Source organism: Oceanobacillus sp. FSL H7-0719, from assembly GCF_045040795.1.
Taxonomy (GTDB): domain Bacteria; phylum Bacillota; class Bacilli; order Bacillales; family Amphibacillaceae; genus Oceanobacillus.
Map to the genome: position 1 here is coordinate 3,241,435 of NZ_CP150301.1, position 24,638 is coordinate 3,266,072.

A 24,638-nucleotide genomic window follows, 5' to 3' on the forward strand; every position below is an offset into this window, starting at 1 on the left:
AAGATAGAATTGAAATCGCTTTAGCGGAAAAAATCAAAAAATTTGTAGTTTATATATTGTTTTTCTCTAAAGAAGGTAGTATAGTAGATTTCAATTACTAATATATTGCATATAGCTCGCTATAAATTGTTTGATAATTCGCAACTCAGAGCTAGGCATCATCTAGGGGGAAAATTTATGAAAGACAAAGTCTCGATTTCTGCATACGTTGCAATCGGCTTTATGTTATTTGCATTATTCTTTGGCGCTGGTAACCTGATTTTTCCAGCACAGCTGGGACAGTATGCAGGAGAAAATATATGGACAGCGGTATTTGGCTTTTTAATTACTGGAGTGGGACTTCCCTTAATGGGAATTATAGCGATGGGCTTCTCAGGCAGTTCTAACCTGCAGGAGTTAGCGGGCAGAGTGCATCCTGCATATGGTGTGTTTTTTACAGCATTGCTTTATCTGACAATTGGACCATTCTTTGCAGCACCAAGAACTGGGACAGTTGCATATGAAGTCGGGATTATGCCATTCGTGCCAGCTGGTTCAGAGCAGACAGGATTGTTAATTTTTACTTTAGTATTTTTCGCTGTAACACTGTTATTCTCACTTTATCCAGCGAAAATTGTTAATAATGTTGGTAAGATTTTGGCGCCAACACTTGTGCTTCTTATTCTAGTATTATTAGTAACAGCATTTATTAATCCAATGAATGCAATCGGAACTGCGGAAGACGGATATACAAGCGGCGCATTTGTTACCGGCTTCCTTGAAGGCTATAACACAATGGATGCTCTAGCATCATTGGTATTTGGAATCATTGTTATAAATGCTATCCGCGCATTTGGTGTAACGAATAAAAAGAGTATTCTATCAGCTACGATTAAATCAGGTTTAATTGCAATTTCATTGCTTGCAGTTATCTATGTAGGGATTGCATATTTAGGAGCAACAAGTGTTGGCTCATTAGGATTATTTGATACTGGGGGACCCGTGCTCAGTGGGGCTGCATCACATTATTTCGGATCTGTTGGTTCTTTATTGCTTGCAGTTATGATTATTCTAGCTTGTTTAACAACAGCGATTGGATTAGTTACAGCTAATGCAGAGTATTTCCATACACTATTTCCGAAGATTGGGTATAAAACATTGGTTGTATTCTTTACAACGATTACTTTTATTATAGCGAACTTCGGTCTAGCAAATATTATTACTTATTCTGTGCCAGTGCTAATGTTCCTGTATCCATTAGCGATTGTATTAATGCTCCTTACATTCTTATCGCCATTGTTTAATCATGCTCGTATGGTATACGTTGCAACAATTGCTGTTACTTTCTTAATTAGTATCTTTGATGGTTTAATGGCGTTATGTGACTCATTGGAAATCGGCTACTTTAGCTTTATGGTTCCGATAATTGATTTCTATGAAAAGGCATTGCCGTTGTATGATCAAGGCTTAGGCTGGCTGTTACCAGCGATAATTACCATCATCATATCTGCTGTAGTTTCTAAAGTATTTAATTTATCAAGTGCACCTGAAGTAAATTAATTGCAGGAATATCATAAAAAACCATATGTATTCAAGACTCTTTTGTTCTTGGGTTCATATGGTTTTTTGCTTTTGCTGTCAGTTTATAAGACTATTCGCTTTATATACCTAATCCAATGAAAAGATTTCAAGGGTTCGCAGCCAATTTTCTTCTATAATCTGAGCTGCTTTTTCGGCATTTCTTACCTTTAAATAGTCGATAATTTGTTTGTGATCATTGATAGATTCTTCTGTAAGGACAATTGCATTATGAAAGAAATGTCTGCGAATATGGGCTTGCAGGGAACGGACAATTTCTGTAATATACCGATTGTTTGCAGCATCAATAATAACTTGATGAAACTCTTCGTCAATTTTTAGTGCGGAAAAGAAGTTTTCAGATTGAATCGCCGTTTCGAAGCGTTCGTTAATCGTTTCCAGTTTAGTGATTGTAGTATTTTCTATGTTTTCAATTGCCAGCTTGATTGCAAGTCCTTGCAATGCGGCTAATGGAGGTAATAAATCATGAATTGCTTCTCGCTCAATCTCTGTAACCTGTGTGGCTTTACCAGGATACATCTTTACAAAACCTTCCATTTCAAGAATTTGTAATGCTTCTCTTATCGGTGTTCGGCTAACTCCAATTGCTTCAGCAAGCTCTGTGTCATGCAGCTTCTCACCGGGAAGGAGGGTGCCTTCTATTATCCATTGTTGGATTTGATTATACGCACTATCCTTTGCTGTAATTCTGGCAGATTTGGTGTGATTCTCAGGTATTGGCATCCAATTGTTCCCCCTTCATTTATTATTTAATATTAATAGTATCATATGACAAAAAAATGTAATATGCAATATATTGGTAAAAGACATTAAACTAGAGTGCGAGAGTTCCAGTCAGCCTAAAGTCTATGTATTGTATTTTCTTACGGGAAATAGTATAGTATATTCCGGTTATAAACCTACTGTATATAAAATGCGTTGAATTATTTGATAATTCTTAATTGAAAGCAGCTATAAGGAGGAACAGATTTATGAGAAATAAAATTTCGGCATCTGGTCAATTTGCCATTGGCTTTATGTTATTTGCTCTATTTTTTGGAGCTGGAAATCTTATCTTTCCAGCGCAGCTTGGACAGTATGCTGGCGAGAATATTTGGTCAGCAATTATTGGATTTTTAATCACAGGGGTCGGGCTTCCTTTGCTTGGTGTAGTAACAATCGCGTATTCCGGCAATAAAAACTTGCAAGGACTAGCAAGCAGAGTACACCCAGTTTATGGGGTGTTTTTTACTGCACTGCTTTATTTAACTATTGGGCCATTCTTTGCAGCGCCAAGAACAGGAACAGTGGCATATGAGACAGGGGTTTTGCCTTTTGTTCCAGAGGGATTTGAACAAACAGGATTATTTATTTTTACTTTGCTATTCTTCCTTGTTACACTATTATTCTCACTTTTTCCAGCAAAAATTGTTGATACGGTTGGGAAAGTATTAGCACCTGCATTAGTACTTCTAATCGTTATCTTATTAATTGCCGTATTTATTAACCCGATGGATTCTATTGGCGATGCACAGGATAGCTATAGGAGTGGTCCATTTCTAACAGGGTTCCTTGAAGGTTATAATACGATGGATACAATTGCCTCCCTCGTCTTTGCTATCATCGTTATTAATGCAATACGAGCATATGGTGTGACAGGTAAAGGAGAAATTCTATCGGTTGCAGTAAAAACTGGAGTAATTGCCATCTCTTTATTGGCAGTTATCTATGTAGGTTTCTCATATTTGGGTGCAACAAGTGTTACAACATTAGGACTGTCTGATACTGGCGGACCGGTATTAAGCGGTGCTGCATCCCATTATTTTGGTACAATAGGTTCTGTACTGCTTGCCGTAATGATTATTCTTGCATGCCTAACCACTGCAATTGGCTTAATTACAGCAAACGCAGAATACTTTCATACATTGTTACCGAAGATCAGTTATAAAACGTTTGTAGTAATTTTTATTCTCTTTACATTTACCATTGCTAACTTCGGTTTGGAAAATATTATTACATATTCCGTGCCAATATTAATGTTTTTATATCCGCTGGCAATTGTATTAATTTTATTGACCTTCTTATCACCGTTATTTAATCATGCACGTTTTGTGTATGTTGCAACGATAGCTGTTACTTTCTTAATTGCTATCGTTGATGGAATAAAAGCACTTGCTGATTCATTGGAAGTTGAAATGTTTCATTTCATCAAGCCAATCGTGGAATTTTATGAGCGTATATTACCTTTTTATAATGAAGGAATAGGCTGGCTGCTCCCAGCCCTAATCGTTATTCTGATTACGGGTATACTTGCCAGAGTGCTAAACCTGTCAACTCCAATTGAAGAACACTAAAAGCAGCCCCCTCAGGAACAGAACTTGAGGGGCTCTTTATATTTGTTTCTTGCATACAGATAACTTAGAATAATACTAATGGTAGCAGGATGTAATTAGTCCTGCAGAACCGCTTGATGAAACAGCAAAAGACTAATTTTTAAATTATAATTTCTGTTGATGTTGCTGAAATTACAATAGAGGTTATAAAATAGAGATGTAGTGTGTAAAGTGAAAGTGAAGGAGAGATGCGTCATGGAAAAGGGTATAGTAATAAATAAAACGCCTATTGGTACAGGGATGCCAAAAATCTGCACCCCTTTAACTGGAACAACTGTGGAAGAATTATTATCAGAGTGTACTGTAATTCGAAAATCTGCGGCAGATCTTGCAGAATGGCGTGTGGATTTTTTTCAGGATGCAACTGATTTGAATGTTGTTTTACATACTTTACCCAAGCTGAAAGAAGCTTTAGGGAGCTTGCCTTTGCTTTTTAGTTTTCGGACGAAAGGCGAGGGGGGAGAGAAAGAAATTCCTTCAGAATATTATCTCTTGCTTAATAAGGCAGTGGCAGCATCAGGTTATGCAGACTTAATCGATATCGAATTATTTATGGAAGACAAAATTGTTTTGAATTTGATAGAAACGGCAAAACAATATAAAGTGCATACAGTTGTTTCGAATCATGATTTTCATAAAACACCTGAAAAAGAGAAAATGATATCTATTATAGAACAAGCACTTAAACGGGGCGCTGACCTGCCCAAAATTGCGGTAATGCCTCAATCTGAAGAGGATGTACTTACAGTATGTGCTGTTAATCTTCAGTTGAAACGAAAATATCCTGATCAGGCTTTTATTATGATTGCAATGGGGTGTTTAGGTATGCTATCCCGATTTAGTGGTGAGTTATTTGGTTCTGCAATTACTTTTGCATCCGCGAAAAAAGCTTCTGCTCCAGGACAAATTTCTGTCGATAAACTCAAAGAAATTCTCCAATTAATCCATCAAGCGGAATAGATGAGTTGGTTCGAAACACATGGAACTGCTATAAAATGGCATACAAGGTTCCAGCAACAAATGCAAGTTGGTTTGGAGGTAATACAATATGTTCAAAATGGAAACTTTAAATTTTTTCATTTCCCAGGAGCATCTGAAGCATCTCGGAATTGCAATCGGGATTTTTCTGTTATTCTTGCTCTTTCGGAAACTTTTCACGAAGTATATATTCAAAATCATCATGCGGATGATTAATAAAACAAGAATCAATTTTTTATCAAACATTTTCCGATCATTTCAGAAGCCAGTAGAATGGCTGTTTATTATTATTGGTATTTATTTAGCCGTTCGCGCTTACCCATATCTCAATCACGAAAATGAACTGTTTGAGCATGTGATGAAATCTTCTATTATTATCTTAGCGGCATGGGGTTTGTTTAATCTATCTTCATCATCATCAACACTGTTCTATAAAATTAATGAAAAGACAAACTTGAAGATTGATGAGATTCTTATTCCACTGTTATCGAAAGCTTTGCAGTTTATTATCGTTGCAATTACCTTAACGATTGTACTGCAGGAATTTGATTACAATATTGAAGGTTTCATTGCAGGTTTAGGCCTTGGTGGTCTTGCGATATCTCTTGCAGCGAAAGACGCACTTGCTAATATGGTTGGTGGAATAGTACTTATTTCTGAAAAACCCTTCACAATAGGTGATTGGATTCTAACCCCGTCTGTCGAAGGAACTGTTGAAGAAATTAGTTTTAGAAGTACGAGGGTTCGGACCTTCGCTGACGCACTCGTAACCGTTCCAAACGCCATACTAGGAAATGAAAATATTACAAACTGGAGTAAAATGGGAAAAAGACAAGTTAATTTTACTCTAAAGCTTGTTTATGACACACCTACGGAGAAGGTTCGTCGTGTTGTTGACCGTATTGAAACATTAGTGAAGGAGCATGAAGGGGTACATCCAGAAACAATTTTTGTTAAATTTGACCAGTATCAGGATAATGGGCTGGAAATTCTTCTCTACTTCTTTACGAAGACAACGGTTTGGGCAGAATATTTACAAGTAAAAGAGGATATAAACTATAAAATATATGATATTTTGACTGAAGAAAGGGTAGAAATCGCTGTACCAACCAGACGTCTTAAGGTTGAATCAGAAGAAATGATGCCAAATGGAAAAGAGAACACAGAAGAATCTTAAGACTGTCCATCTCACCTCCTGGATTAGGTATACCCGTTCCATATGCTTTATGATAAAATAAGAAGGAGTGTCGGAGTCTAGGAGGAAGAAGAATGTATCGTTTTGCAGCGAATGTAGTTAAATTAATTTTAAGTATCTTTGGACGAATTAAAGTTTATAAAAAAGACAAATTACCAAAATCAGGCGGTTACATTATTGCTTGTACACATACAGGCTGGGTAGATATTCTTTGGCTGGGAGTTGCCTTATTGCCAAGAGAAATTCATTATATGGCAAAGAAGGAACTATTCCAGACGAAATTTACAAAATGGCTGATGACTGTGCTGAATGCCTTCCCAGTTGACCGGGATAATCCCGGCCCAAGTACGATAAAGATACCACGCAAGCTTCTAAAGGAAGGAAAGATAATCGGCATTTTCCCAAGTGGCACACGTTCAACTGAAGAAGTTCCGTTAAAACGCGGGGCAGTAACCATTGCCGCCTATGGCAAGTCACCGATTGTTCCAGCTGCATATGTTGGACCGAATAATTTTAAGGACTTGCTTAAATTCCAGAAGCCAAAATTAATTTTCGGGGATCCAATTTATTTGCCGGAGGATCAGCCGAAAAAAGAAGCGATGGACGTTATGATGAATGATTTGAATGAAAAACTTTATACATTGCAGAGAGAGTTAAAAGAGAAATGATAGAAGAGGGTATTATGCGAAAATGAATGCGCATAATACCCTTTTTAAGTGGCTTCATATTATACGACTTTCAACTTTAAAAACTCTTCTGCAGTTTCTGTATAGCTTTTGCGTAAGCCCACTGTTGATATGCTTTCTTTGGCAACTCTTTTAAAAGGAATCGAAAGTGTAACAGGTTTCTGAAAGAGAGAGGGCTCGCAGGAAACCGTTTCATTATCAATCCACTCTAATTCAATTGTCTTTCCTAATTGTTCCGCTAGCATTGCAGGGAGCCGAATTCCATCTATGAAAAATGAGTGTGTCTCTTCTTTGCTGGAATCGGGTGCATGTAAGCAAAGAAATAAAGAAAGGTTGTCAGCGAGTTTGAGCAGTTCGAAATGAAAAGTAAATAAATCAGGGTCTATCTTCATCTTATTGCGTATCGCATCTTGCCTTACTTGTTCATTGGCGACAAATGCTTGAGATGCTGCTGAGGAATCTTCAGCAAGAAATCGTAAATAATGTTCACTGCATAATAAGCCTGCATATGCATTGTGCTTTTCTACCTCATCTATCCCATGTTTATAAAGAATTGTTTTTCCTGCATTAGGAAAGTCAATGAAAGAATAGGGTGCAGCCTTCTCATCATTCCAAAATGGCTCACTATCAAAGTTCTTCCAGCCATAGTCATGCATTTGGACAGCGTAAAGTACAGATTGTTTTAAAGAATGATCTGGAAAAAACTTTGTTTGAACAGATTCAATCATTTTTTTAGAAACCGCTGCATGGTCATGCTGACGAATCATGATAAAATCTCTTTCACTTTCTCTAATAATCATTTTTAAACTCCTTTCAAAAATCCTTTACCTATAGTATAGAAGATACCCCTTCAGCAAAAAATAAATCCGAATGATTGACAAGACACTTAATTCATTATATATTAGTTACATAAAGTAAGTTAGTTGAAAAAGGTAATAAATCAGAAGGGTGAATATAGATGGAAAAAAAGTTTTTTAACAAGCCTACAATTTACGTAGGGGAGGTCAATATTAATGTTACAAATTTAGAGCGATCTTTAGACTTTTACCGTGACTTTTTAGGTTTTAAAGTACTAGAGCAAACAGGAGAACAAGCTGTATTAACAGCAGATGGTGAGAATCCGCTCCTTACAATTGTGCAGCCTGCAAATGTCATGCCAAAACAAGAAAGAACAACTGGTTTATATCATTTCGCAATTTTACTGCCAAAGCGTGCAGATTTAGCTGCTCTGCTTCAGCATATTGTAGAAAAATCTGGTGGTAATATGCGCTTGGGCGCGTCTGATCACTATGTTAGTGAAGCGTTATATTTTGATGATCCAGATGGAAATGGAATTGAGATTGCAGCTGACCGTGATTCTGCTAATTGGGAATGGACGGGAAGTCAGGTTTCAATGGCGACTGTTGCACTTGATGCAGAAGGGTTGCTTAGAGATATGAATGCTCCTTGGCAAGGGATGCCTGAAGAAACTGTCATAGGTCATATTCATTTACATGTTGCAGATATTGAAAAATCACGCAGCTTCTATGTCAATGGAATTGGCTATGATATTGTTACAGAATTTCCTGGTGCTCTATTCTCATCACATAATGGTTATCATCATCATATTGGAATGAATACATGGAATGGGGAAAACGCGCCACAGCCAAGTCCGAGCAGTGTAGGGTTAAATTGGTATTCACTTGTCTTTCCAGATGAAGCGAAGAGAGAAGAGACATTGGAAAGGTTACGGGGAATGAATGTAAAGATAACTAAGATAGAAAGTGACTTCTTTGTTGAAGATCCCTCAGGCATTAAAATACGCTTTGTCATTAAGTAATAATAAAAAAACGTTGGAACAAAAGAAATATAATTTAAAAAAATCCGAACGATACTTTAAATTCGTTCGGATTTTAAGTGGAATCCTGATTACTTCAATTCAGTGCTTTACGGACACCTCTGGAAAATCGCAGCCCGAATACACTTCGCTTTCCAGGGGCGGCTGGTGAGCCACTCGCGCTAACGCACTCGCAGTCTCACCTAGGCCTTTCCTCCCCTAGGAGTCTTCGTGTATTCGGGCTGCTAAGTGCTGATTAGCTTATTTTGCGTTCTAATTATAGTTATAAAAGAGTGGCTCCTTATCTTAAGCTATCAGCTGAAATACCTTTATGTGTATGCTTTAAAATAGTTTAGTGAGATTAACATGCATATCCTGCCAAAATTCAATGAAATAACCGTTAGTATTTGGACTGCGGACTTCCAGCCAATAGGGTAGAAGGCAAATCTAAAGTTACCCTGAATTAAGATAATCAGCACTTTCTATCGACTATGAATCATTTTCCAGTTATAAAAAGTTAACATTTAAAGCTCTTTATTCGATAATGTTCTTCTTTTATTTGGTTGGTATTGGTTAAATCCCAACCTCTTTAGTACTTATTAATTACTGACTTCTTCATCCAGTGGAAATGTGGACCTCCAAAAGGAGATAATTAGACAATGAGACTAATATTACTCTAAATTTAGGAATACAAGAGTCAATTTAAAATCCGAACGAAAATGAGATATCGTTCGGATTTTAATCTATTATATTTCATTTGCCCAGGCTTTTTATAATTCTTCTAACGCAGCAGATTATTATTTATACCAAGCAGTTGCTGCATTTACTTCATTCATTGTTAATTGATGTCCACGATTTTCCCAATGCAGTTCAACCTCAGCGCCTGCATTAGCCAGAAGCTTATTCAATTCCTCTGACTCTTGTGGCGGACAGATTGGATCATTTGTCCCCGCTGCAATAAATACGCGTTTTTCTGCAAGGTTTGGCAGCTTAATTCCTCTTCTTGGTACCATGGGGTGGTGCAAGATAGCGGTTTTTAACGCATTTTCATAATGGAACATGAGGCTTGCGGCAATGTTTGCACCGTTTGAGTAGCCAACAGCAGTAATATTAGTGCGGTCAAATTCATATTTCTCAGCAGCCTCATCAAGGAAATTATTTAATTCGGTTGTACGGAAAATCAAATCCTCTTCATCGAAAACACCTTCAGCAAGTCTTTTGAAGAATCGAGGCATGCCATTTTCAAGTACATTTCCACGAACACTTAGGACATTTGCATCTTTATCAATAATTTCAGCTAAGGGCAATAAATCATGTTCATTGCCTCCGGTTCCGTGCAATAGAAGTAATGTTGGTCTTGATGAATCATTTCCTTTTTGGAATACATGTTTCACTTTTTGTATTCTCCCTTCTTATCAATCTCTTTTTTGGACAATTATTTCGGTCTTTCAATAGTGAAAACCTCGCCAACTTTTGCATAATCATGGCCAGCAAGCCGGCTCATAGCCTGCAGCTCATTGTAATTTATCTTTCCTGCTTCATAAATATGTTCAGCAATATGGAATCTTTCAATTCTTCCAATGATAAAGTCAGCAGTTGTTTTTCCATCTGGTCCGAGTTCTATTGCTCTTTCCAGCTTACATTCAAACCGTACTTTGGCATTTTCCACAGCTGGAACATCAATTGTTTCGCTGTCGATAAGCACTAGATTTGTAATATCAATTTCACTTCTCTCGGGGGGCAGGGTTGCTGCGGTTTTATTTATTTCTGTAACATTGTCTTCATCAACGATATGAATGACAAATTTGCCCGTTTCAATAATATTTCTCGCTGAATCCTTTTGAATGCCATTATTGCGCTGAAACGAAACAGACAGCATTGGCGGATCTGTCGCAGCGATATTAAAATAGCTGAAAGGTGCTGCGTTGACAATCCCGTCTGGTGATATACTAGTTACAAATGCAACCGGGCGGGGGATAACAGTGCCAATCAGCAGCTTATAGTTTTCTCTCTCTGTATTATCTCTTGGGTCAAAGGAAAGCACATAAATCCTCCTTTATTTATGTCCTTTATTATCATTCACCCCTGGTAATTTAATAGGGATAAGTGATTGAACGAGTGTTTCACGATGTGCTTCATATTGTGGAGGTAATTTTAATTCACTCCCCAGTGATTCAGGTGCTTCATCAACTGTGAAACCCGGAGGATCCGTAGCAATTTCGAATAAAATTTCCCCATATTCCCGGAAGTAAATGGCATTGAAATAATTACGGTCTTTTACTTCTGTTGCCATATAGCCCGCTTCTCGAACTGTTTTCTGCCAGTCAAGATGGTCTGCCTCGTTTTCAGCACGCCAAGCAATATGATGGACTGTTCCGACACCCATTTTTCCACGCGGCATGGGAAATTTACGAACATCAATTACATTGCCGATATCTCCGAAGCTTTTGAAACGTACAATATCAGCTTCTTCACCAACTCTTTCAAGTCCCATTACTTCTGTAAGTGTCTCCATTGTTTTTTCTGGTCGTACAGAATAAAGAGTTGCACCGCCGAATCCTTTAATTGCGTACTCAGGTTTAATATCTCCAAAGCTCCAGCCATTTTCTTTGCCTGATTCTCTTTCAACAAGTTCCAGTTTTAAGCCATGAGGGTCATTGAAACGCAAAGAGGTTTCTCCAAAGCGCTCCGCTTTAGTATAATGAATGTGGAAGCTTTCTAATCTCTTTTCCCAAAAATCCATTGTATTTAGAGGGATGACATAGGATGTTACTCCTGTTTGGCCGCCGCCAACTGCACCTGGATAAGCATTTGCCCACGGGAAGAAGGTGATTATTGTTCCGGGTTCACCAGCCTCATTTCCAAAATAGAGATGGTAGGTTCCTGGATCATCAAAATTCACTGTTTTTTTAATCATGCGAAGACCTAATACGCCAGCATAGAAATCTGTATTTTCTTGAGGATGACCAACAATTGCAGAGATGTGGTGAATTCCAGCTGTTTTCTTCATTAGATGATTTCTCCTTTTTTACCAATCATTTTAACAGTATCAATCAATATTCTCTTGTTTTCATCTGTTATATCAGTAAATAATTCTTCAATCATTTTCTGGTGTTTAGGGAAGATTTCATTCATTACATCATTCCCTTTTGGTGTAATCTCGATATAAACAACACGACGGTCTTCTGTGCAATGTATTCTTTGCAAGTAGCCGTTTTTCTCCAGTTTATCGATAACATAGGTAATCGATCCAGTGTTGATTAATACTGCTTCGGAAATTTGTTTAATTGTTTGTCTGCCTTTATGATATAGAGCTTCAAGAATAGCGAAGTCAGAAGTTTTCATACCATGATCTGCGATATCTTTTTTTACTAGTTCTTCTAATGTTTTTGATGCTTTCATAATAACAACAAAAGCCTTTAATGATAAGTTTTCACTCATTGTTATTTCTCCTTTCGAATAAACTAAAAAACAATATACTGAATTACGAATTACTTAATTAATTATATTATAAGATGTATCTCTTGGACTGTCAAGCGTTCCTATATAGGGTGATGCTAGTTATTCTGCTTTACTTAACTTGAGCATTTGCATGCGTTTATTAAATAAAGCAGGGTATGAAAGAAATCCAAGCATAATGCTTGTGACCGCAGCAGTAGTCAGCAATAGGAAAAGAATGAGCAACTGAAATTGTACAGCTTGTACAGGGTCTGCTCCTGCGATAATCTGTCCGCTCATCATACCAGGAAGCTGCACAAGTCCAATTGTCTTTTGGCTTTCTATTGTTGGAATCATACTAGCTTTAATCGATGTGATTAAAGCATGATGAATGGCTTGCTTTGGTGTGCCGCCAAGCGATAGGATCAGCTCTGTTTCGTCTTGTCGAGCTTCAATTTCTGCAGTAAAGCGATTTAAGAAAAGAATGGACAGAACCATGGAATTCCCCACGACCATTCCGCTGATTGGTATAATATATTGTGCTTCTGCAGGTGTGATGGCAAAACCGAGAAGGATAGTTTGTGTCAATACTTCTACAAATGTGAATGTAAGTATTAACTTCCACGTAATGCCTTGAATGGAAGCGCCTTTTTTTCTTGCGTTATGGGTTGCCGCTCCAATCATTAGTGCAATCATCAGAATGATATAGATAAAATTATCTGCTTCAAATACAAATGTAAGTATGTATCCAACCGCAAGCAATTGGACAATGGATCGAATCGTTGCGATGATTGTATCTTTACCGAGCCCGAGCTTCAATGTTTTTGTGAGTAAAAGCGGAATGAGCACAAAGATAAGTGCTAAAGATAATGTTAGAAAGCTCATTGAAATTCCCCCTTTACAAAGCGGCGCACCTGTTCCGTCTGGGGATTAAATAATAGATTGCTGTTACCAGATTCCAATAACTCCCCATTCATCATTACCCAAGCTTCGTCACCGATTTGAGTCGCTTGTCTGAGATTATGGGTAATCCAGATAATAGTTACATTGAATTCCTTATTAATTCGTACTATTAATTCCTCAATTTCTTGCTTTGAAATCCGGTCAAGTGAGGATGTTATTTCATCAAGAAGTAATATTTTAGGCCGGTTAATCAATGTCCTGGCAATAGATAACTTTTGCCGTTCCCCGCCAGAAAGCTCTTTTACATTTTTCTTTAGCAAGCTTGGTTTTAAACTGACGGAAGATAGGAGGGTGTTAGCTTCATCTTTTGTCAGCCGTTCTCCTATAATTTCCTTAGGCAGAGAGAGATTTTTAAATACAGTACCACTCAGCATCGTTGCACTTTGCAATGCAAGGCCGATTTTTCTTCTAAGTAAAGTTGGTTCATAGCTTTGAATACTCTTTCCTTCAATTAATATATCCCCTTTAGTTGGTGAAATCAGTCCATTGCACAGACGGAATAATGTCGTTTTTCCCGCTCCAGATGGACCGACCAGTGTAGTGATTTTTCCTTTTGCAATAGAACCAGATAGTCCTCTAATAATTTCGGTCGGCCCATCCGTATAATAAACATGATGAAATTCGATTGCCTTTTCCATAGAAGTATTCCTCTTTCAAATGTATTCGGTATTATATAGAGTTTACCAAAAAGACTATTACTATAATAGAGAAAAAGCAGAAGGCACTAAACGTCTGCAGTGAAGTTTTTTAGCAACAAAAAGCACTTCACTTGAAATTGTGAATATTTGAACATATAATAGAATATGATAGAAACATTAATGAGAAGGGATGATTTAAATGACATTTCCTGCATTAGAAGGTAAAGTTGCTATTGTAACTGGAGCAGCGATGGGTATGGGGAAAGCAACTGCAGAGCTTTTTGCTGAAGCCAAGGCAAAAGTAGTTATAGCTGACTTCAATGAAGAAAAAGGCCAAGAAGCTGTTGAGGAAATTAAAGCTGCTGGTGGAGATGCTTCCTTTGTAAAGGTAGATGTTTCTAACTCTGAAGAAGTACAGGCAATGGTGAAATTTGCTGTCGATACTTATGGCAAGCTTGATGTAGCAGTAAATAATGCTGCATTAACTCCGGATGATAAACCGGCTGACGAATTTGATGAAGATTATTGGGATCGCTTAATGTTAGTAGACCTGAAAGGTGCTGCATTATGCCAAAAATATGAATTACAGCAAATGAAAAAACAAGGTAATGGCGGATCAATCATTAATATTTCATCTGTAAGTGGCTACCGTCCACAACCGAATAATATTGCATATGTTGCAGCTAAGCATGGAGTAGTCGGTATGACGAAGGTTGCTGCATTAGAAAATGGTCAATATAACATTCGGGTCAATTCTGTAGCACCGGGAGCGATTGATACACCGATGCTTCGTGGCGCATTAGAACAATTTGGTCTAGATGAAGAAACATATGCTCCACAGTTGAGTCTATTAAACCGTTTTGGACAAGCTAGAGAAATTGCTGAAGCAACTTTATGGTTAGCTTCTGATGCATCTTCTTATATCACTGGTACAACGATTCATGCTGATGCAGGTTATACAAGTCGTTAATTATTTCTATTTATGAGCCCGGAGTTAATCCGGGCTTTTTTGTAGAGGGATGGAGCGTGTTGTAGTGTGTTTTCTCTTCGGCATCCAATCCAGCGGGGATTCCTTCACGCTCTCCTAGATATCGTCCCCAAACCTTTGGATCTCAGAAATGCACATTTAAATAAGTTTTCATCTGTGTAACTGGCAGAGTCGACACCCCAGTGAATCTCAGAACCGGATTCTTTCTCACTTCCATTTTATTCTTCAGGCAGTTCTGCTGGAGCCTGTTCTTCTCCAATTGAATTTTCCCTCCGTATTTATAGCAGTTTATAAAAGGGCATGGACAGTGGTGAATGTTGAGTTTTTAGATGAAATTAAATATCGGAAAAAATAAGTAGGTGTGAAGTTTTATTAACGACTTGAGTGAAAAATAGACGTGCAGAGAGAGGGATTTATCTCTGCACGTCTACTAATAGGATAACCTTAAAATGCTAATATAAAGGGGAAGGGTTTCTCATTACACATTTAGGAAATAGAGACCTGTTCAATCATTCAATAATTTGCGTTTTTTTCGAATGAGCGTTTCGAATTCCTGCTCGAGTGCCTCTGAAGGCTCTATGCTCAGCTTACCAAGCACTTCTGTTATTTTATTTTCGATAACAAGCAGCTGCTGTTCCTTAGTGTCCATTGCAGGCTTTGGTTTATAATTTTTAAATTGTTCATAGTTTCCATCAAAGGTGGTGAGCTTCTCGTTAGTGATAGCAAAAATGCGGTCAGCTATATTACCGATGAATGTTCGATCATGTGAAACGAGAAGCACGGTACCTTCATAATCAATCAGCAGCTGTTCAAGTGCTTCAACAGCATCAATATCAAGAAAGTTCGTTGGTTCATCAAGTATCAATGTATTACAATCACTGACAAAGAGCTTTGCAAAGGCAACCTTTACTCTTTCACCACCGCTTAGTACATTAACTTCTTTATAGACGGAATCACGAAAGAAATGCAGTCTTGCTAGAACGGTTCTTACTGTAGTTTCATCTTGAATCGAAGTGGACATCACATTTTCCAGGATTGTTTCATTCGTTTCCAGAATATCTAAATTCTGACTAAAGTAAGCATACTTCACAGCAGGAGAAACAGAGATTCCAGCATCTCCTCTAATAATCTTCTTGATTAAAGTAGTCTTCCCTGTTCCATTGTTGCCGAGTAAAGCTACCTTATCTCCGCCTTTAATATGGAAATCAGCTGCATTCCATAATGTTTTTTCGCCAATCTCCCCGGGAATATTCTCGGCACGGATAATAAACCGGCCCTTTAGTGCTTCCTCATTCGGCAGCAGCATTTTAATTTTTGGCTGCTCTCTAATCTTCTCTGCTTTCTCTAATTTATCAATTCTTGTTTCAATTGATTTTGCCGCTTGCTGCAGCTTTTTTTGTTTTTTAGCAAAATATGGCTTTGCTCCCGTAATTTTAGCTTCGGATTTGCTTACGTTTTTCGGTTTTCTTGTTGCACGCTGTGCTTTTTGTTCCTTGAGTTCCAATGCATTCTCCAGCTGTTGCTTCTTTTGCAGATAACTTTCATAAGCTGCTTCCTGCTGCCGGATTTTCAGCTCTTTTTGCTCTGCATAAGCGGAGTAATCCCCTTTATATACAGTTACCTTTCCATTATCAATCTCCCAGATTGTCTGGCAGATTGCATCAAGAAAAGCACGGTCATGTGATACAAGAATAATTGCGCCATGATAGCGAGAAAAATTCTTTTCAAGCTTTTCAATTTTTTCTGTATCCAGGTTAGTCGTTGGTTCATCTGCAAGCAGTAATGCTGCTTTTTCAGAGAGTGCCTGATCAATATATTTTTGTGTTACTTCTCCACCGCTTTTTATTGTATTTGTATCTTTCAGCTGGGGGAGAAGGGAAGAAGTGGTGTTTCCACCAATCTTTCCTGACTGTGCCTGCTTCTTGCCTGCAATGATCTCAAGCAGGCTTGTTTTTCCAGTGCCATTTTTACCGACAAGTCCAATCCGTTCCTTTGCATGTATTTGTAAATGCTCAATTTCAAAAAGGATATGGCCCTGTATTTCATATTTTAATTGATTGATTTCGGTGATAACCATTCATATCAGCTCCATTTTTAGGCATAAAAAATGCCCCTAATGATAGCTTCAGAATAGGAGACAAGAATAAATAGACAAGGGAATCCCTTGGCAACATTACTTCAATTATTCAATCCTATTCCGAAACAAGAATGATGCATGAGAAATAAGCAGACCTTGGCTGCTGCCGACTCATTCATTAATTCTAAAGTTCGTTTCGCTTTTTAAAATAGGATTAGTTTTTCATGTTCCCTTAGTTCACCCTTTCCAATTGTCTTTACACGTGTATTGTAGCACAAGAAAATGGAAAAAGACACCCCAATTATTTCAGAGATGTCTTTTTCCTCCTCCGCATATTGCCAGAGGTTGCACGCGGAAAATTTCTTCCATTTTTGATGAGGACGGAATTTCTTAGCCCGTCTTGATTTTACTTTTACTGTTTTCTTTCACAATAGCATGGTCTTGCAAATTGCGTTAAAAACTTGTAAGTCATCAAATGTACAGATGACAGTCTAAATAGCACTTCTGCAGCAAGAAAGTTCCATGCTTTCTTATCTGCCAAAAAATCACTTTACCTTTTTAACATAGAGATTTTCATCCCTTTTTAATACTGACGGGTATTCCCAATCCGCCATAAAGCAAATTTTCCGCCAAGGCTGTGCATTTCTCTATTAAAAATTGCTTTTTGACAAGTTGTGAGCTAATTCAATACAAGTTGTCTGTCGGCTTTTTTTAATAGTAGTTCACCTTGTATTATTACTATACCCTTTTCCTGAAATATGAAACCTTTAAATATAAAAAAGTAAAAAATTCCTTTACAAAGAAGTTTGCTTGCTTTATATTATAGATACCTAATTATTCTAGGTAGGTGAGAATATGTTTAATCGAGAATTAGTAAAAGGCAGTACATCCTTGCTTGTGCTCCAACTGTTAAATGAACGCGATATGTATGGCTATGAGCTGGTTAAAGAAATGGATACAAGAAGTAACCATAGCTTGCAAATGAAAGAGGGCACGCTATACCCAGCACTTCACAAGATGGAAAAACAAGCATACATTGAACATTATTGGAAGCATCAAGAAAAGGGACCTGCTCGTAAATATTACCGAATTACAGAAGAAGGCAAGGAAATCCTTGAAGAGCGTACAACAGAGTGGCACCGCTATGTTCAAGTGATGAACAATCTCATTGGAAGAAATGAAATATGAATGATGAGGCACAGCAATTTCTGCAAGAATTAGCAAAAGAGCTGGTGAATGATTCAAAAAAGGATGAAATCATAGCGGAATATACAATGCATGTGCAGGATTTACTGGCAGACACGAGTATAGAAAATATTTCTGTCTATGATTTCCTGGTTGATCGTCTTGGTTCACCAGAAGAGCTTGCAGCATTGTGGAAGGAAGAAAGGTCTGTCACACCAAGAAAAATGCAGCGGCTTTTTGTGCTTTTGAATATTGCGTTATTTTTAAGTGGTGCTATATTTACGATAGGATATAATGTACTCGAATGGAATTGGCTTGAAGCGTTATGGAAAACATTAACTGAAGCAACTACCATTGTTATTTTATTTTACATGTTATTTTGGGGTTTGCTTGGCTATGAAATTGGTAAAGCATTTGGTGCCCGGGGAAGAAAAATCTTAAATCGCACATTTGTTATTTGTGTGATACCTAATTTATTGCTCATGTATTTAATTGTTTTTCGCTTAATTCCTTATGAATGGTTTGATCCATTATTAAATGGTTCATTTATTCTTATTTGTATTTTTTCAACTGCCGCGCTTTATCCGATTAGCTGGTTAGGATATCGCTGGGGAAGAAAGGCATCAGTTTAAAACGGGCTGAATGTGAATAGAAGGTGCATCAGTCCGAAAATGAATCATAATTTACACCTATGTACATAGTATATCTATATACATAGGATATCTATGTGCATAGGAGCGTTTTTGTGATGAGTATAGGAACAAAACAAAGAGATTGGATATTTCTGTTAGCTTGTTTAGGGCTTGGAGTATTGGCAGAACGAAGCTTTTTTAACGGAAGAATTGGAATCTCCTATATCATTTTTATAGCAGCATTTTATGCAGTGCTATTCTTGCGTTTCCGCTTTTCTTTTGAGCATCGGCGGATCGGTCTTTTATTAATGACAGGGATTTGGATTTTAGCTGGCGGATATTTGTTTTTTGACAGCACGGTTTTTAGCGTATTGAATGTCCTGGTTATACCTGCAGTTGTGTTTTTCCAAATTGTTTTAATCACAAGCCCGGGAAAGTTGAACTGGAGTAAGCTTTCATTTGTGAAGTTAGTGACTGCTAAGCTGCTTGATGCGCTTAGCTACTTAGTTCATTATTTAAGCATAATCAGCAGAAAGCTTCTGCGGCGCAAAAAACGGGAAGGAAGCAATGTTCTTCGTCAGATGTTTTTTGGGGCAGTCATTGCGTTACCACTGTTATTCATCATTATTCGCTTATTGATGTCTGCGGATGATATGTTTCATGATCTCATGCTAAAATTGTTCTTTTTACGTTTTGAATTTAGCGTGATTGATATTGGAGTTCGTACGGGAATTATTCTTGTTGCGACATTGTTCTTCTTTTGTATTTTTCAAGTGCTTGGCAGAAGAACGAAGCGGGAACTTGAAATAAAAGAAGTTTCAGGCAGGAAGGCCATGCCAGGTGTCATGGCTGCAACGATTCTGACATCGCTTAATACCGTATATTTATTATTTATAGCCGTGCAATTCAGCTACTTCTTTAATGGTGGCTTACAAGAAGGATTCACGTATGCAGACTATGCTAGAAAAGGTTTCTTTGAACTGCTAGTCGTTACAATGATTAACTGGACGATTCTAATTGGCTTCTTAAAACGTGTGAAGCCGGAAAGCAAAGGATTAAAAGTTTTTGTAAAAAGCCTTTATTCTGCTTTAATTATTGAGAGTGGCATTCTGCTGCTATCCGCCTATCAGCGTTTAAGCCTTTATGAGGAAATGTATGGCTATACAATCGACCGCTTGCTTGCACATTCTTTTATGTTATTTTTAATTGTGATTTTTGCTTATACGTTCATTCGCGTATGGCTGGAGAACTTATCATTACTGCACTTTTATCTAATCAGCGGGTTTTTGTTTTATACAATCTTAAATGTAATTAACCTGGAAGAAATTATTGTGGAGAATAATTTGGGGCGCTATGAGGAAACCGGAAAAATAGATATTTATTATTTAGAATATCTTGGAGCAGAAGGAATGAAAGGGCTGGTTTCGCTTTATGAGCAAGACCCTGATTATCCCGAGTTAAAGCAGTTATTATATGAAAAAAAATCAATTTTGCATGACTCGGATATAGAATCTTGGCAAGGTTTTAACTTTCCTAGAAAAGAAGCAAAAGAAATGTTAGAAGAGCTTGAGCTCTAAACCTTATTGGAGGTGGAACCATGGTATCACGTATGCCGAAACATGTAGGCATTATAATGGATGGCAATGGAAGATGGGGAAAAGCAAATGCACTGACAAGAAGTCAGGGTCATTATGCAGGAGTTCAAGCGATGGAAAAAGTAATTGATGCGAGTATTGCTTTCGATATTGAGGTATTGACCTTATATGCATTCTCATCAGAAAACTGGTCTCGTTCAAAGGAAGAAGTAAATTATTTAATGCGGCTTCCTATCCGTTTTTTCAAGCAAAAGCTGCCTGAATTCATAAGACGAAATGTAAAAATATTGATATCTGGTAACATTGATGGACTTCCTGCAGCAACGAAAAAAGTTTTGATGCGCGCGATAGAGGAGACGAAAAAAAATACTGGATTGATAGTTAATTTTGCTTTTAATTATGGTGGAAGGGCTGAAATCATTCGGGCGGTACAGCAAGTTATACGTGAAATGCGTGAGCAGAAGCTGGAGCTGAATGAAGAATTAATTGGACGTTATCTCTATACGAGCGGTTTGCCTGATCCTGATTTGATTATTCGGACAGGAGGAGAACAACGGTTAAGTAATTTCCTGCTCTGGCAAAGTGCAATGACGGAACTGTATTTCTCTGATGTGTATTTTCCTGACTTTGGCGAAGAACATTTAAGGGAAGCATTGTATGAATATCAGCAAAGAAAGGCAATTTATGAATTTGCTGATGTATACCCGTCAGCAAGGTAATCCGAGAATATAACCCTAAAAGCAAGCAGTTGGTAATTTCACTGCTTGCTTTTACTTTGTCTCAAGCAATTTAATAAATTTTTCTCTGAATAGTGCTTTGTCATCTTTCGTAAATGCTTTTGGTCCCTTCGTACGCTGGCCAGCTTTTCTCGCTTGAGCACTTAAATACCTTGTTTGAAGCAGGTCATCGATATTTTTATTCGTATACATAAATCCTTTATGATGCATAACAGCGCATCCTTTGGCAAGAGCGAGTGATGCTAAACCATAATCCTGTGTAATTATAAGATCGTTCTTTCCAGCCAGCTTCATAATGCGGTAATCGGCTGCTTCACTGTCATTATCGACGTAGATTGTTTCCACACCGGCTGGGTGCTCTTGAAGTGAAAAGTGTGAAATACTCGTTACAAGTGTGACTTCTAATTCTCTTTTGGCTGCTTCTTCAATAATGATATCTTTTACCGGGCAGGCATCTGCATCAACAAATATCTTCAAAGCCATCCCTCCTCTAATTATTCTTCCTATAGCATATCAAACCCGTTCCTAACTATACCAACTTAAAGAAAAAAGTGCTGCTAAAATGTTAGCGGTCCTATTGTATTCTAGGGAATTTTATTATATAGCCTTAATTACTCCTCCCAGCCCTGTACTTTATCAATATGATGCTTTTGAAAAAGAATTTTCTTTTACACAGCTTATTGATGATAAACAAAATGAAGAAACATTAGATTCATTCTCTATTTATACGGGGGAGTATGTGTTGTATCTAACCGTGCCGGAAAACAAAAAAATAATGATTGATTCAAACATTTATTACGAGTATATTGATTAAAAAAAAGGAATACTAGGCTCTGGCCCTAGTGTTCCTTTTAAGTATGAATAATGCGAGTACAACAGCAGTTACGCCACCGAGGAGTTTTCCGATAATCATGGGAAGGACCATTTCCGCATTAATTCCTGCCACAAAGCCAAGGTGGCTGCCGAATACGAAGGCGGCACTGACACCAAAGGCAACGTTGATAACTTTGCCGCGTGGGTCCATATCTTTCATAAGCGCAAGCATTGGAATAATATGGGCAAGTGAAGCAATCATTCCTGCTGTTGCAGTTTCATTCATGCCGAGAAATGTCCCCAGTTTTTCTAATGGCCGTTTGAGTGCCTTTGAGATAAATCGTACCATTGGAAAAGCACCAGCAATGAAAATCGCAATTGTTCCAACGATTTGAATCCCTTCTTCTATTGGAGCAAGATTTGGAATCACAACAAATCCTGTTAACGTCTCGACAACAATCGCAACAAGACCGACTATTGCTGCAATCTCTACAAACTTTCCAAATATGGAAAAGCACTTAATCATCAAGTCTGGTTTTTTCCAAATACCAAATCCAATTAAAAGGGAAATGATAATAGTTGGGAACAAGTTTCTTAATAGCATTTCCAGCTCAAACCCTGCTGCAAGTCCACCGGCAAGTGTTCCGATTGGAATGGTCATCAGCCCGATGAGGATTCCTTGAGCAAAGTAATTTTGATCCTCTTTTTTGATAATACCTAATGCAACGGGAATGGAAAAAACAATGGTAGGTCCAATTGTTGTTCCAAGCAGCACCCAAGCGAAGAGTCCGGCTTCAGGAGTGAGCGCCATTGTTTCTGCCAGCGCATGTCCACCCATGTCAATTGCTAGAATTGTATTCGCAAATGTTGCCGGGTCTGCGCCAATTAAACCATAGACAGGTGTAATAACGGGGAGGAGCACTGCCGCGATTACTGGTGCCAATGAGATAATTCCAATCATAGCCAAAGCAAGTGATCCCATTGTCATCAGTCCAGCTGTAAACCTCTCGCCATAGCCAAAGCGATTACCAAGAATTTTATCGATTGCTCCAATAATAAAAAAGAAAACGACAATGTATATAATTATTTGATCCATATAAATGATGTGCTCCATTTCTTCCGGTGTGGTGTATAATTATGTCTATTTTATTATGCAGGGAATCTTTATACAACTATAATTTTCTATTTGATAGTTACTGTTCATTCACTTCATATCCTGTTAATATTACATTACTGGGAATAAATAGGGAAGCAGCTGTAAGGAGGTTACTGAATATGGATGGAAGAAATAGAGGAAATATTAAACCTGGCTTACGTGTGCGAATTGTACAAAAGCAGGATCAGCGCTCAGGAAAGCTGACAGAAGGTGTAGTTGCTAAAATATTAACAAACTCGTCCACACATCCACATGGGATTAAGGTAATGCTGGATAATCAAATTGTCGGCAGGGTAAAGGAAATTATTGACTAAGAGTGTATTCAATAGAAAATGGCAGATGTAAGACATTAGCCTCTCATCTGCCAAAATTCGTATTAAAAAATCTGCAATGCTTAATCAAATTTACCAAATAAACTGTTTAGTCCCTCACTCATCGTTGGGTGAGTAAAGATATTGTCACGTAAAAATGTGTATGGCATATTGGCTTCCATTGCTACCCTTACAATATTAATCATTTCGCTGGATTCTGCACAGAAAAGCGTGCAGCCAAGAATTTCTTTTGAGTCTGGATTAACTAATGCTTTTAAGAGACCATTTGGCTGGTTATTAATTTTCGTTCTGGGAATTGCAGCAGCAGGTATTGACGCTGCTTTATAGGTAATATTCTTTTCCTTCGCTGTTTTTTCATTTAACCCGACATGTGAAAGTACAGGCTCCACAAAAATAGAATAAGGAATATTTTTCCGTTTATCTAAGTTATACGCTCCATCACCTAAAATTTGGGAGCGAACAATTCGATAATCATCTAAGGAAATATAAGTAAATTGCGGACCGCCATTTACATCCCCGAGTGCCCAAATATGATCAGCACTTGTTTTTAGATTCTCATCAACTTGTATTGCCCCATTCTTGTCTCGCTTGACACCAGCTTTATCTAAGTTAAGTCCCTCTGTATAAGGTTTTCTTCCAGTTGCAAGGAGTAAAGCTGCCGCAGTGAGCTCTCCTTGAGCACCGTCCTTACTCTCATGTGTAATCTTTATTCTTTCCTCATAATTTTTAACTGCTACTGCTTTACTGCTGTGAATAATCGTAATACCTTTGTCTTTCAAAATCTTTTCCAACGATTCAGCAATATCCCGATCTTCATTTTTCATGAATTCGTCTGAACTATCGATAATTGTTACCTGGGAACCGAAATTGGCATAAAGCATGGCAAATTCTAGCCCAATTGTGCCGCCGCCTACAATGACAAGTTCTTCTGGCAGCTCTTTTACTTGTTGTAATGTGGTAGATGTATAGATGTGATCGGTATCCTCTATACCATCGATTGGTGGAATCACTGGTTCTGAACCAGTGTTAATAATAAAATTATCTGCAGTTAACTCCAGTGTTTCAGTTGCAGATTCTAAATGAATTTGTTTATCTGAAACAAAACTTGCTTTTGCAGTGTAAACCATTACGGACTCTTGATCAGCAAGGTTTTTATAATTATTTTCTCTTAATGACTTTGTAACTTTATCTTTACCCTCGATTGCTTGTTGATAAAAAGTTTTCATATCATTGTCACCCTGCTTTTGTTCAGCATAGTGAACCAGATATTTAGTTGGGATACAAGCAATATTAATACATGTACCGCCATACATTTCTTCGGATTGCTCAATCATTGCAACGTTTTTTCCTTTAGAAGCAAGGTCTCCAGCTAAGGTTTTTCCTCCCTTGCCAAAACCAATAATTATATAATCATATTGAATCATTTTATCGCTTCCTTTCATTAAACTATTGCCGTTTT

At 37.7% G+C, this 24,638-nt stretch carries 25 protein-coding genes; 13 read left to right on the forward strand and 12 right to left on the reverse strand.

The window, feature by feature from the left end; genetic code table 11:
* The first annotated feature begins 177 nt into the window (after nt 1–177).
* Nucleotides 178–1,539 carry a branched-chain amino acid transport system II carrier protein gene (brnQ, locus tag NST93_RS16555; protein ID WP_405098936.1) on the forward strand — a complete coding sequence of 454 codons (1,362 nt, stop codon included), beginning with the start codon at nt 178–180 and terminating at the stop codon, nt 1,537–1,539.
* A 108-nt stretch (nt 1,540–1,647) separates the two neighbouring features.
* On the opposite strand, the gene NST93_RS16560 is transcribed toward brnQ (NST93_RS16555), so the two are convergent.
* The gene (locus NST93_RS16560) at nt 1,648–2,301 is read right to left on the reverse strand and encodes a GntR family transcriptional regulator (protein ID WP_405098938.1); all 654 of its coding nucleotides are present in this window, start codon (nt 2,299–2,301) and stop codon (nt 1,648–1,650) included.
* 248 nt (nt 2,302–2,549) lie between these two features.
* On the opposite strand from NST93_RS16560, the gene brnQ (NST93_RS16565) reads away from it, so the two are divergent.
* The 4 genes from brnQ (NST93_RS16565) to NST93_RS16580 all read left to right on the forward strand — a co-directional run bounded on the left by brnQ (NST93_RS16565) (nt 2,550) and on the right by NST93_RS16580 (nt 6,791).
* A complete protein-coding gene (brnQ, locus tag NST93_RS16565) occupies nt 2,550–3,911 on the forward strand; it encodes a branched-chain amino acid transport system II carrier protein (protein WP_405098940.1) in 1,362 nt (453 codons plus the stop codon).
* 234 nt (nt 3,912–4,145) lie between these two features.
* Nucleotides 4,146–4,910, forward strand: coding sequence for a type I 3-dehydroquinate dehydratase (gene aroD / locus NST93_RS16570; RefSeq protein ID WP_405098942.1), 765 nt, complete (start codon nt 4,146–4,148; stop codon nt 4,908–4,910).
* A 97-nt stretch (nt 4,911–5,007) separates the two neighbouring features.
* On the forward strand, nt 5,008–6,105 hold the full coding sequence (locus tag NST93_RS16575) for a mechanosensitive ion channel family protein (protein ID WP_405103923.1): 1,098 nt from the start codon (nt 5,008–5,010) through the stop codon (nt 6,103–6,105).
* 92 nt (nt 6,106–6,197) lie between these two features.
* Nucleotides 6,198–6,791 (forward strand): lysophospholipid acyltransferase family protein, encoded by a 594-nt coding sequence (locus NST93_RS16580; RefSeq protein WP_405098944.1) that lies wholly within the window; start codon nt 6,198–6,200, stop codon nt 6,789–6,791.
* A gap of 59 nt (nt 6,792–6,850) precedes the next feature.
* On the opposite strand, the gene NST93_RS16585 is transcribed toward NST93_RS16580, so the two are convergent.
* Complete coding sequence (locus NST93_RS16585; protein ID WP_405098946.1) at nt 6,851–7,609, reverse strand: DUF3891 family protein; 759 nt, start codon at nt 7,607–7,609, stop codon at nt 6,851–6,853.
* Between the two features lie 158 nt (nt 7,610–7,767).
* Between NST93_RS16585 and NST93_RS16590 the strand changes: the two genes are divergently transcribed.
* The gene (locus NST93_RS16590; protein ID WP_405098948.1) at nt 7,768–8,628 is read left to right on the forward strand and encodes a VOC family protein; all 861 of its coding nucleotides are present in this window, start codon (nt 7,768–7,770) and stop codon (nt 8,626–8,628) included.
* 794 nt (nt 8,629–9,422) lie between these two features.
* Here NST93_RS16590 and NST93_RS16595 read toward each other — a convergent pair.
* The 6 genes from NST93_RS16595 to NST93_RS16620 form a co-directional block, all read right to left on the reverse strand.
* Complete coding sequence (locus tag NST93_RS16595; RefSeq protein WP_405098950.1) at nt 9,423–10,019, reverse strand: alpha/beta hydrolase; 597 nt, start codon at nt 10,017–10,019, stop codon at nt 9,423–9,425.
* 41 nt (nt 10,020–10,060) lie between these two features.
* A complete protein-coding gene (locus NST93_RS16600) occupies nt 10,061–10,669 on the reverse strand; it encodes a flavin reductase family protein (protein ID WP_405098952.1) in 609 nt (202 codons plus the stop codon).
* A 12-nt stretch (nt 10,670–10,681) separates the two neighbouring features.
* Nucleotides 10,682–11,635, reverse strand: coding sequence for a ring-cleaving dioxygenase (locus tag NST93_RS16605; RefSeq protein WP_405098954.1), 954 nt, complete (start codon nt 11,633–11,635; stop codon nt 10,682–10,684).
* Entirely contained in the window at nt 11,635–12,066 is a 432-nt protein-coding gene (locus NST93_RS16610) for a MarR family winged helix-turn-helix transcriptional regulator (RefSeq protein WP_405098956.1), read from the reverse strand. Before NST93_RS16610 ends, NST93_RS16605 begins: the two co-directional genes overlap by 1 nt.
* Nucleotides 12,067–12,186: 120 nt before the next feature.
* Nucleotides 12,187–12,948 carry an ABC transporter permease gene (locus tag NST93_RS16615; RefSeq protein ID WP_405098958.1) on the reverse strand — a complete coding sequence of 254 codons (762 nt, stop codon included), beginning with the start codon at nt 12,946–12,948 and terminating at the stop codon, nt 12,187–12,189.
* Entirely contained in the window at nt 12,945–13,664 is a 720-nt protein-coding gene (locus NST93_RS16620; RefSeq protein ID WP_405098960.1) for a phosphate ABC transporter ATP-binding protein, read from the reverse strand. The genes NST93_RS16615 and NST93_RS16620 overlap by 4 nt, the downstream gene beginning before the upstream one ends.
* A 199-nt stretch (nt 13,665–13,863) precedes the next feature.
* Between NST93_RS16620 and NST93_RS16625 the strand changes: the two genes are divergently transcribed.
* Nucleotides 13,864–14,634, forward strand: a complete 771-nt coding sequence (locus NST93_RS16625; RefSeq protein ID WP_405098962.1) for an SDR family NAD(P)-dependent oxidoreductase — start codon at nt 13,864–13,866, stop codon at nt 14,632–14,634.
* Between the two features lie 523 nt (nt 14,635–15,157).
* On the opposite strand, the gene NST93_RS16630 is transcribed toward NST93_RS16625, so the two are convergent.
* Entirely contained in the window at nt 15,158–16,729 is a 1,572-nt protein-coding gene (locus NST93_RS16630; RefSeq protein ID WP_405098964.1) for a Vga family ABC-F type ribosomal protection protein, read from the reverse strand.
* Nucleotides 16,730–17,584: 855 nt separating this feature from the next.
* Between NST93_RS16630 and NST93_RS16635 the strand changes: the two genes are divergently transcribed.
* The 4 genes from NST93_RS16635 (at nt 17,585) to NST93_RS16650 (ending at nt 20,860) form a co-directional block, all read left to right on the forward strand.
* Nucleotides 17,585–17,917 carry a PadR family transcriptional regulator gene (locus tag NST93_RS16635; RefSeq protein WP_405098966.1) on the forward strand — a complete coding sequence of 111 codons (333 nt, stop codon included), beginning with the start codon at nt 17,585–17,587 and terminating at the stop codon, nt 17,915–17,917.
* Nucleotides 17,914–18,546, forward strand: coding sequence for an HAAS signaling domain-containing protein (locus tag NST93_RS16640; RefSeq protein ID WP_405098968.1), 633 nt, complete (start codon nt 17,914–17,916; stop codon nt 18,544–18,546). The genes NST93_RS16635 and NST93_RS16640 overlap by 4 nt, the downstream gene beginning before the upstream one ends.
* A gap of 116 nt (nt 18,547–18,662) precedes the next feature.
* On the forward strand, nt 18,663–20,123 hold the full coding sequence (locus NST93_RS16645; protein ID WP_405098970.1) for a DUF4153 domain-containing protein: 1,461 nt from the start codon (nt 18,663–18,665) through the stop codon (nt 20,121–20,123).
* Between the two features lie 20 nt (nt 20,124–20,143).
* Entirely contained in the window at nt 20,144–20,860 is a 717-nt protein-coding gene (locus NST93_RS16650; protein WP_405098972.1) for an isoprenyl transferase, read from the forward strand.
* A 51-nt stretch (nt 20,861–20,911) separates the two neighbouring features.
* Here the strand turns inward: NST93_RS16650 and NST93_RS16655 are convergent, their stop codons facing one another.
* Entirely contained in the window at nt 20,912–21,355 is a 444-nt protein-coding gene (locus NST93_RS16655; RefSeq protein WP_405098974.1) for a YaiI/YqxD family protein, read from the reverse strand.
* Between the two features lie 85 nt (nt 21,356–21,440).
* Between NST93_RS16655 and NST93_RS16660 the strand changes: the two genes are divergently transcribed.
* Nucleotides 21,441–21,692 carry a hypothetical protein gene (locus NST93_RS16660; RefSeq protein ID WP_405098976.1) on the forward strand — a complete coding sequence of 84 codons (252 nt, stop codon included), beginning with the start codon at nt 21,441–21,443 and terminating at the stop codon, nt 21,690–21,692.
* A 12-nt stretch (nt 21,693–21,704) separates the two neighbouring features.
* Here NST93_RS16660 and eutH read toward each other — a convergent pair whose 3' ends face one another.
* The gene (eutH, locus tag NST93_RS16665) at nt 21,705–22,793 is read right to left on the reverse strand and encodes an ethanolamine utilization protein EutH (protein ID WP_405103925.1); all 1,089 of its coding nucleotides are present in this window, start codon (nt 22,791–22,793) and stop codon (nt 21,705–21,707) included.
* 173 nt (nt 22,794–22,966) lie between these two features.
* Between eutH and NST93_RS16670 the strand changes: the two genes are divergently transcribed.
* Nucleotides 22,967–23,161: a YwbE family protein gene (locus tag NST93_RS16670; protein WP_405098978.1), complete on the forward strand. Its 195-nt coding sequence runs from the start codon at nt 22,967–22,969 to the stop codon at nt 23,159–23,161.
* Between the two features lie 80 nt (nt 23,162–23,241).
* Here NST93_RS16670 and NST93_RS16675 read toward each other — a convergent pair whose 3' ends face one another.
* Entirely contained in the window at nt 23,242–24,603 is a 1,362-nt protein-coding gene (locus NST93_RS16675; protein ID WP_405098980.1) for an FAD-dependent oxidoreductase, read from the reverse strand.
* Nucleotides 24,604–24,638: the final 35 nt, after the last annotated feature.

What these genes read in the sequence shown, in the direction of transcription:
- brnQ (WP_405098936.1), top strand. Translation starts at nt 178, where the DNA reads ATGAAAGACAAAGTCTCGATTTCTGCATACGTTGCAATCGGCTTTATG.
- NST93_RS16560 (WP_405098938.1), bottom strand. Translation starts at nt 2,301, where the DNA reads ATGCCAATACCTGAGAATCACACCAAATCTGCCAGAATTACAGCAAAG.
- brnQ (WP_405098940.1), top strand. Translation starts at nt 2,550, where the DNA reads ATGAGAAATAAAATTTCGGCATCTGGTCAATTTGCCATTGGCTTTATG.
- aroD (WP_405098942.1), top strand. Translation starts at nt 4,146, where the DNA reads ATGGAAAAGGGTATAGTAATAAATAAAACGCCTATTGGTACAGGGATG.
- NST93_RS16575 (WP_405103923.1), top strand. Translation starts at nt 5,008, where the DNA reads ATGGAAACTTTAAATTTTTTCATTTCCCAGGAGCATCTGAAGCATCTC.
- NST93_RS16580 (WP_405098944.1), top strand. Translation starts at nt 6,198, where the DNA reads ATGTATCGTTTTGCAGCGAATGTAGTTAAATTAATTTTAAGTATCTTT.
- NST93_RS16585 (WP_405098946.1), bottom strand. Translation starts at nt 7,609, where the DNA reads ATGATTATTAGAGAAAGTGAAAGAGATTTTATCATGATTCGTCAGCAT.
- NST93_RS16590 (WP_405098948.1), top strand. Translation starts at nt 7,768, where the DNA reads ATGGAAAAAAAGTTTTTTAACAAGCCTACAATTTACGTAGGGGAGGTC.
- NST93_RS16605 (WP_405098954.1), bottom strand. Translation starts at nt 11,635, where the DNA reads ATGAAGAAAACAGCTGGAATTCACCACATCTCTGCAATTGTTGGTCAT.
- NST93_RS16610 (WP_405098956.1), bottom strand. Translation starts at nt 12,066, where the DNA reads ATGAGTGAAAACTTATCATTAAAGGCTTTTGTTGTTATTATGAAAGCA.
- NST93_RS16615 (WP_405098958.1), bottom strand. Translation starts at nt 12,948, where the DNA reads ATGAGCTTTCTAACATTATCTTTAGCACTTATCTTTGTGCTCATTCCG.
- NST93_RS16620 (WP_405098960.1), bottom strand. Translation starts at nt 13,664, where the DNA reads ATGGAAAAGGCAATCGAATTTCATCATGTTTATTATACGGATGGGCCG.
- NST93_RS16625 (WP_405098962.1), top strand. Translation starts at nt 13,864, where the DNA reads ATGACATTTCCTGCATTAGAAGGTAAAGTTGCTATTGTAACTGGAGCA.
- NST93_RS16630 (WP_405098964.1), bottom strand. Translation starts at nt 16,729, where the DNA reads ATGGTTATCACCGAAATCAATCAATTAAAATATGAAATACAGGGCCAT.
- NST93_RS16635 (WP_405098966.1), top strand. Translation starts at nt 17,585, where the DNA reads ATGTTTAATCGAGAATTAGTAAAAGGCAGTACATCCTTGCTTGTGCTC.
- NST93_RS16640 (WP_405098968.1), top strand. Translation starts at nt 17,914, where the DNA reads ATGAATGATGAGGCACAGCAATTTCTGCAAGAATTAGCAAAAGAGCTG.
- NST93_RS16645 (WP_405098970.1), top strand. Translation starts at nt 18,663, where the DNA reads ATGAGTATAGGAACAAAACAAAGAGATTGGATATTTCTGTTAGCTTGT.
- NST93_RS16650 (WP_405098972.1), top strand. Translation starts at nt 20,144, where the DNA reads ATGGTATCACGTATGCCGAAACATGTAGGCATTATAATGGATGGCAAT.
- NST93_RS16660 (WP_405098976.1), top strand. Translation starts at nt 21,441, where the DNA reads ATGTTAGCGGTCCTATTGTATTCTAGGGAATTTTATTATATAGCCTTA.
- NST93_RS16670 (WP_405098978.1), top strand. Translation starts at nt 22,967, where the DNA reads ATGGATGGAAGAAATAGAGGAAATATTAAACCTGGCTTACGTGTGCGA.
- NST93_RS16675 (WP_405098980.1), bottom strand. Translation starts at nt 24,603, where the DNA reads ATGATTCAATATGATTATATAATTATTGGTTTTGGCAAGGGAGGAAAA.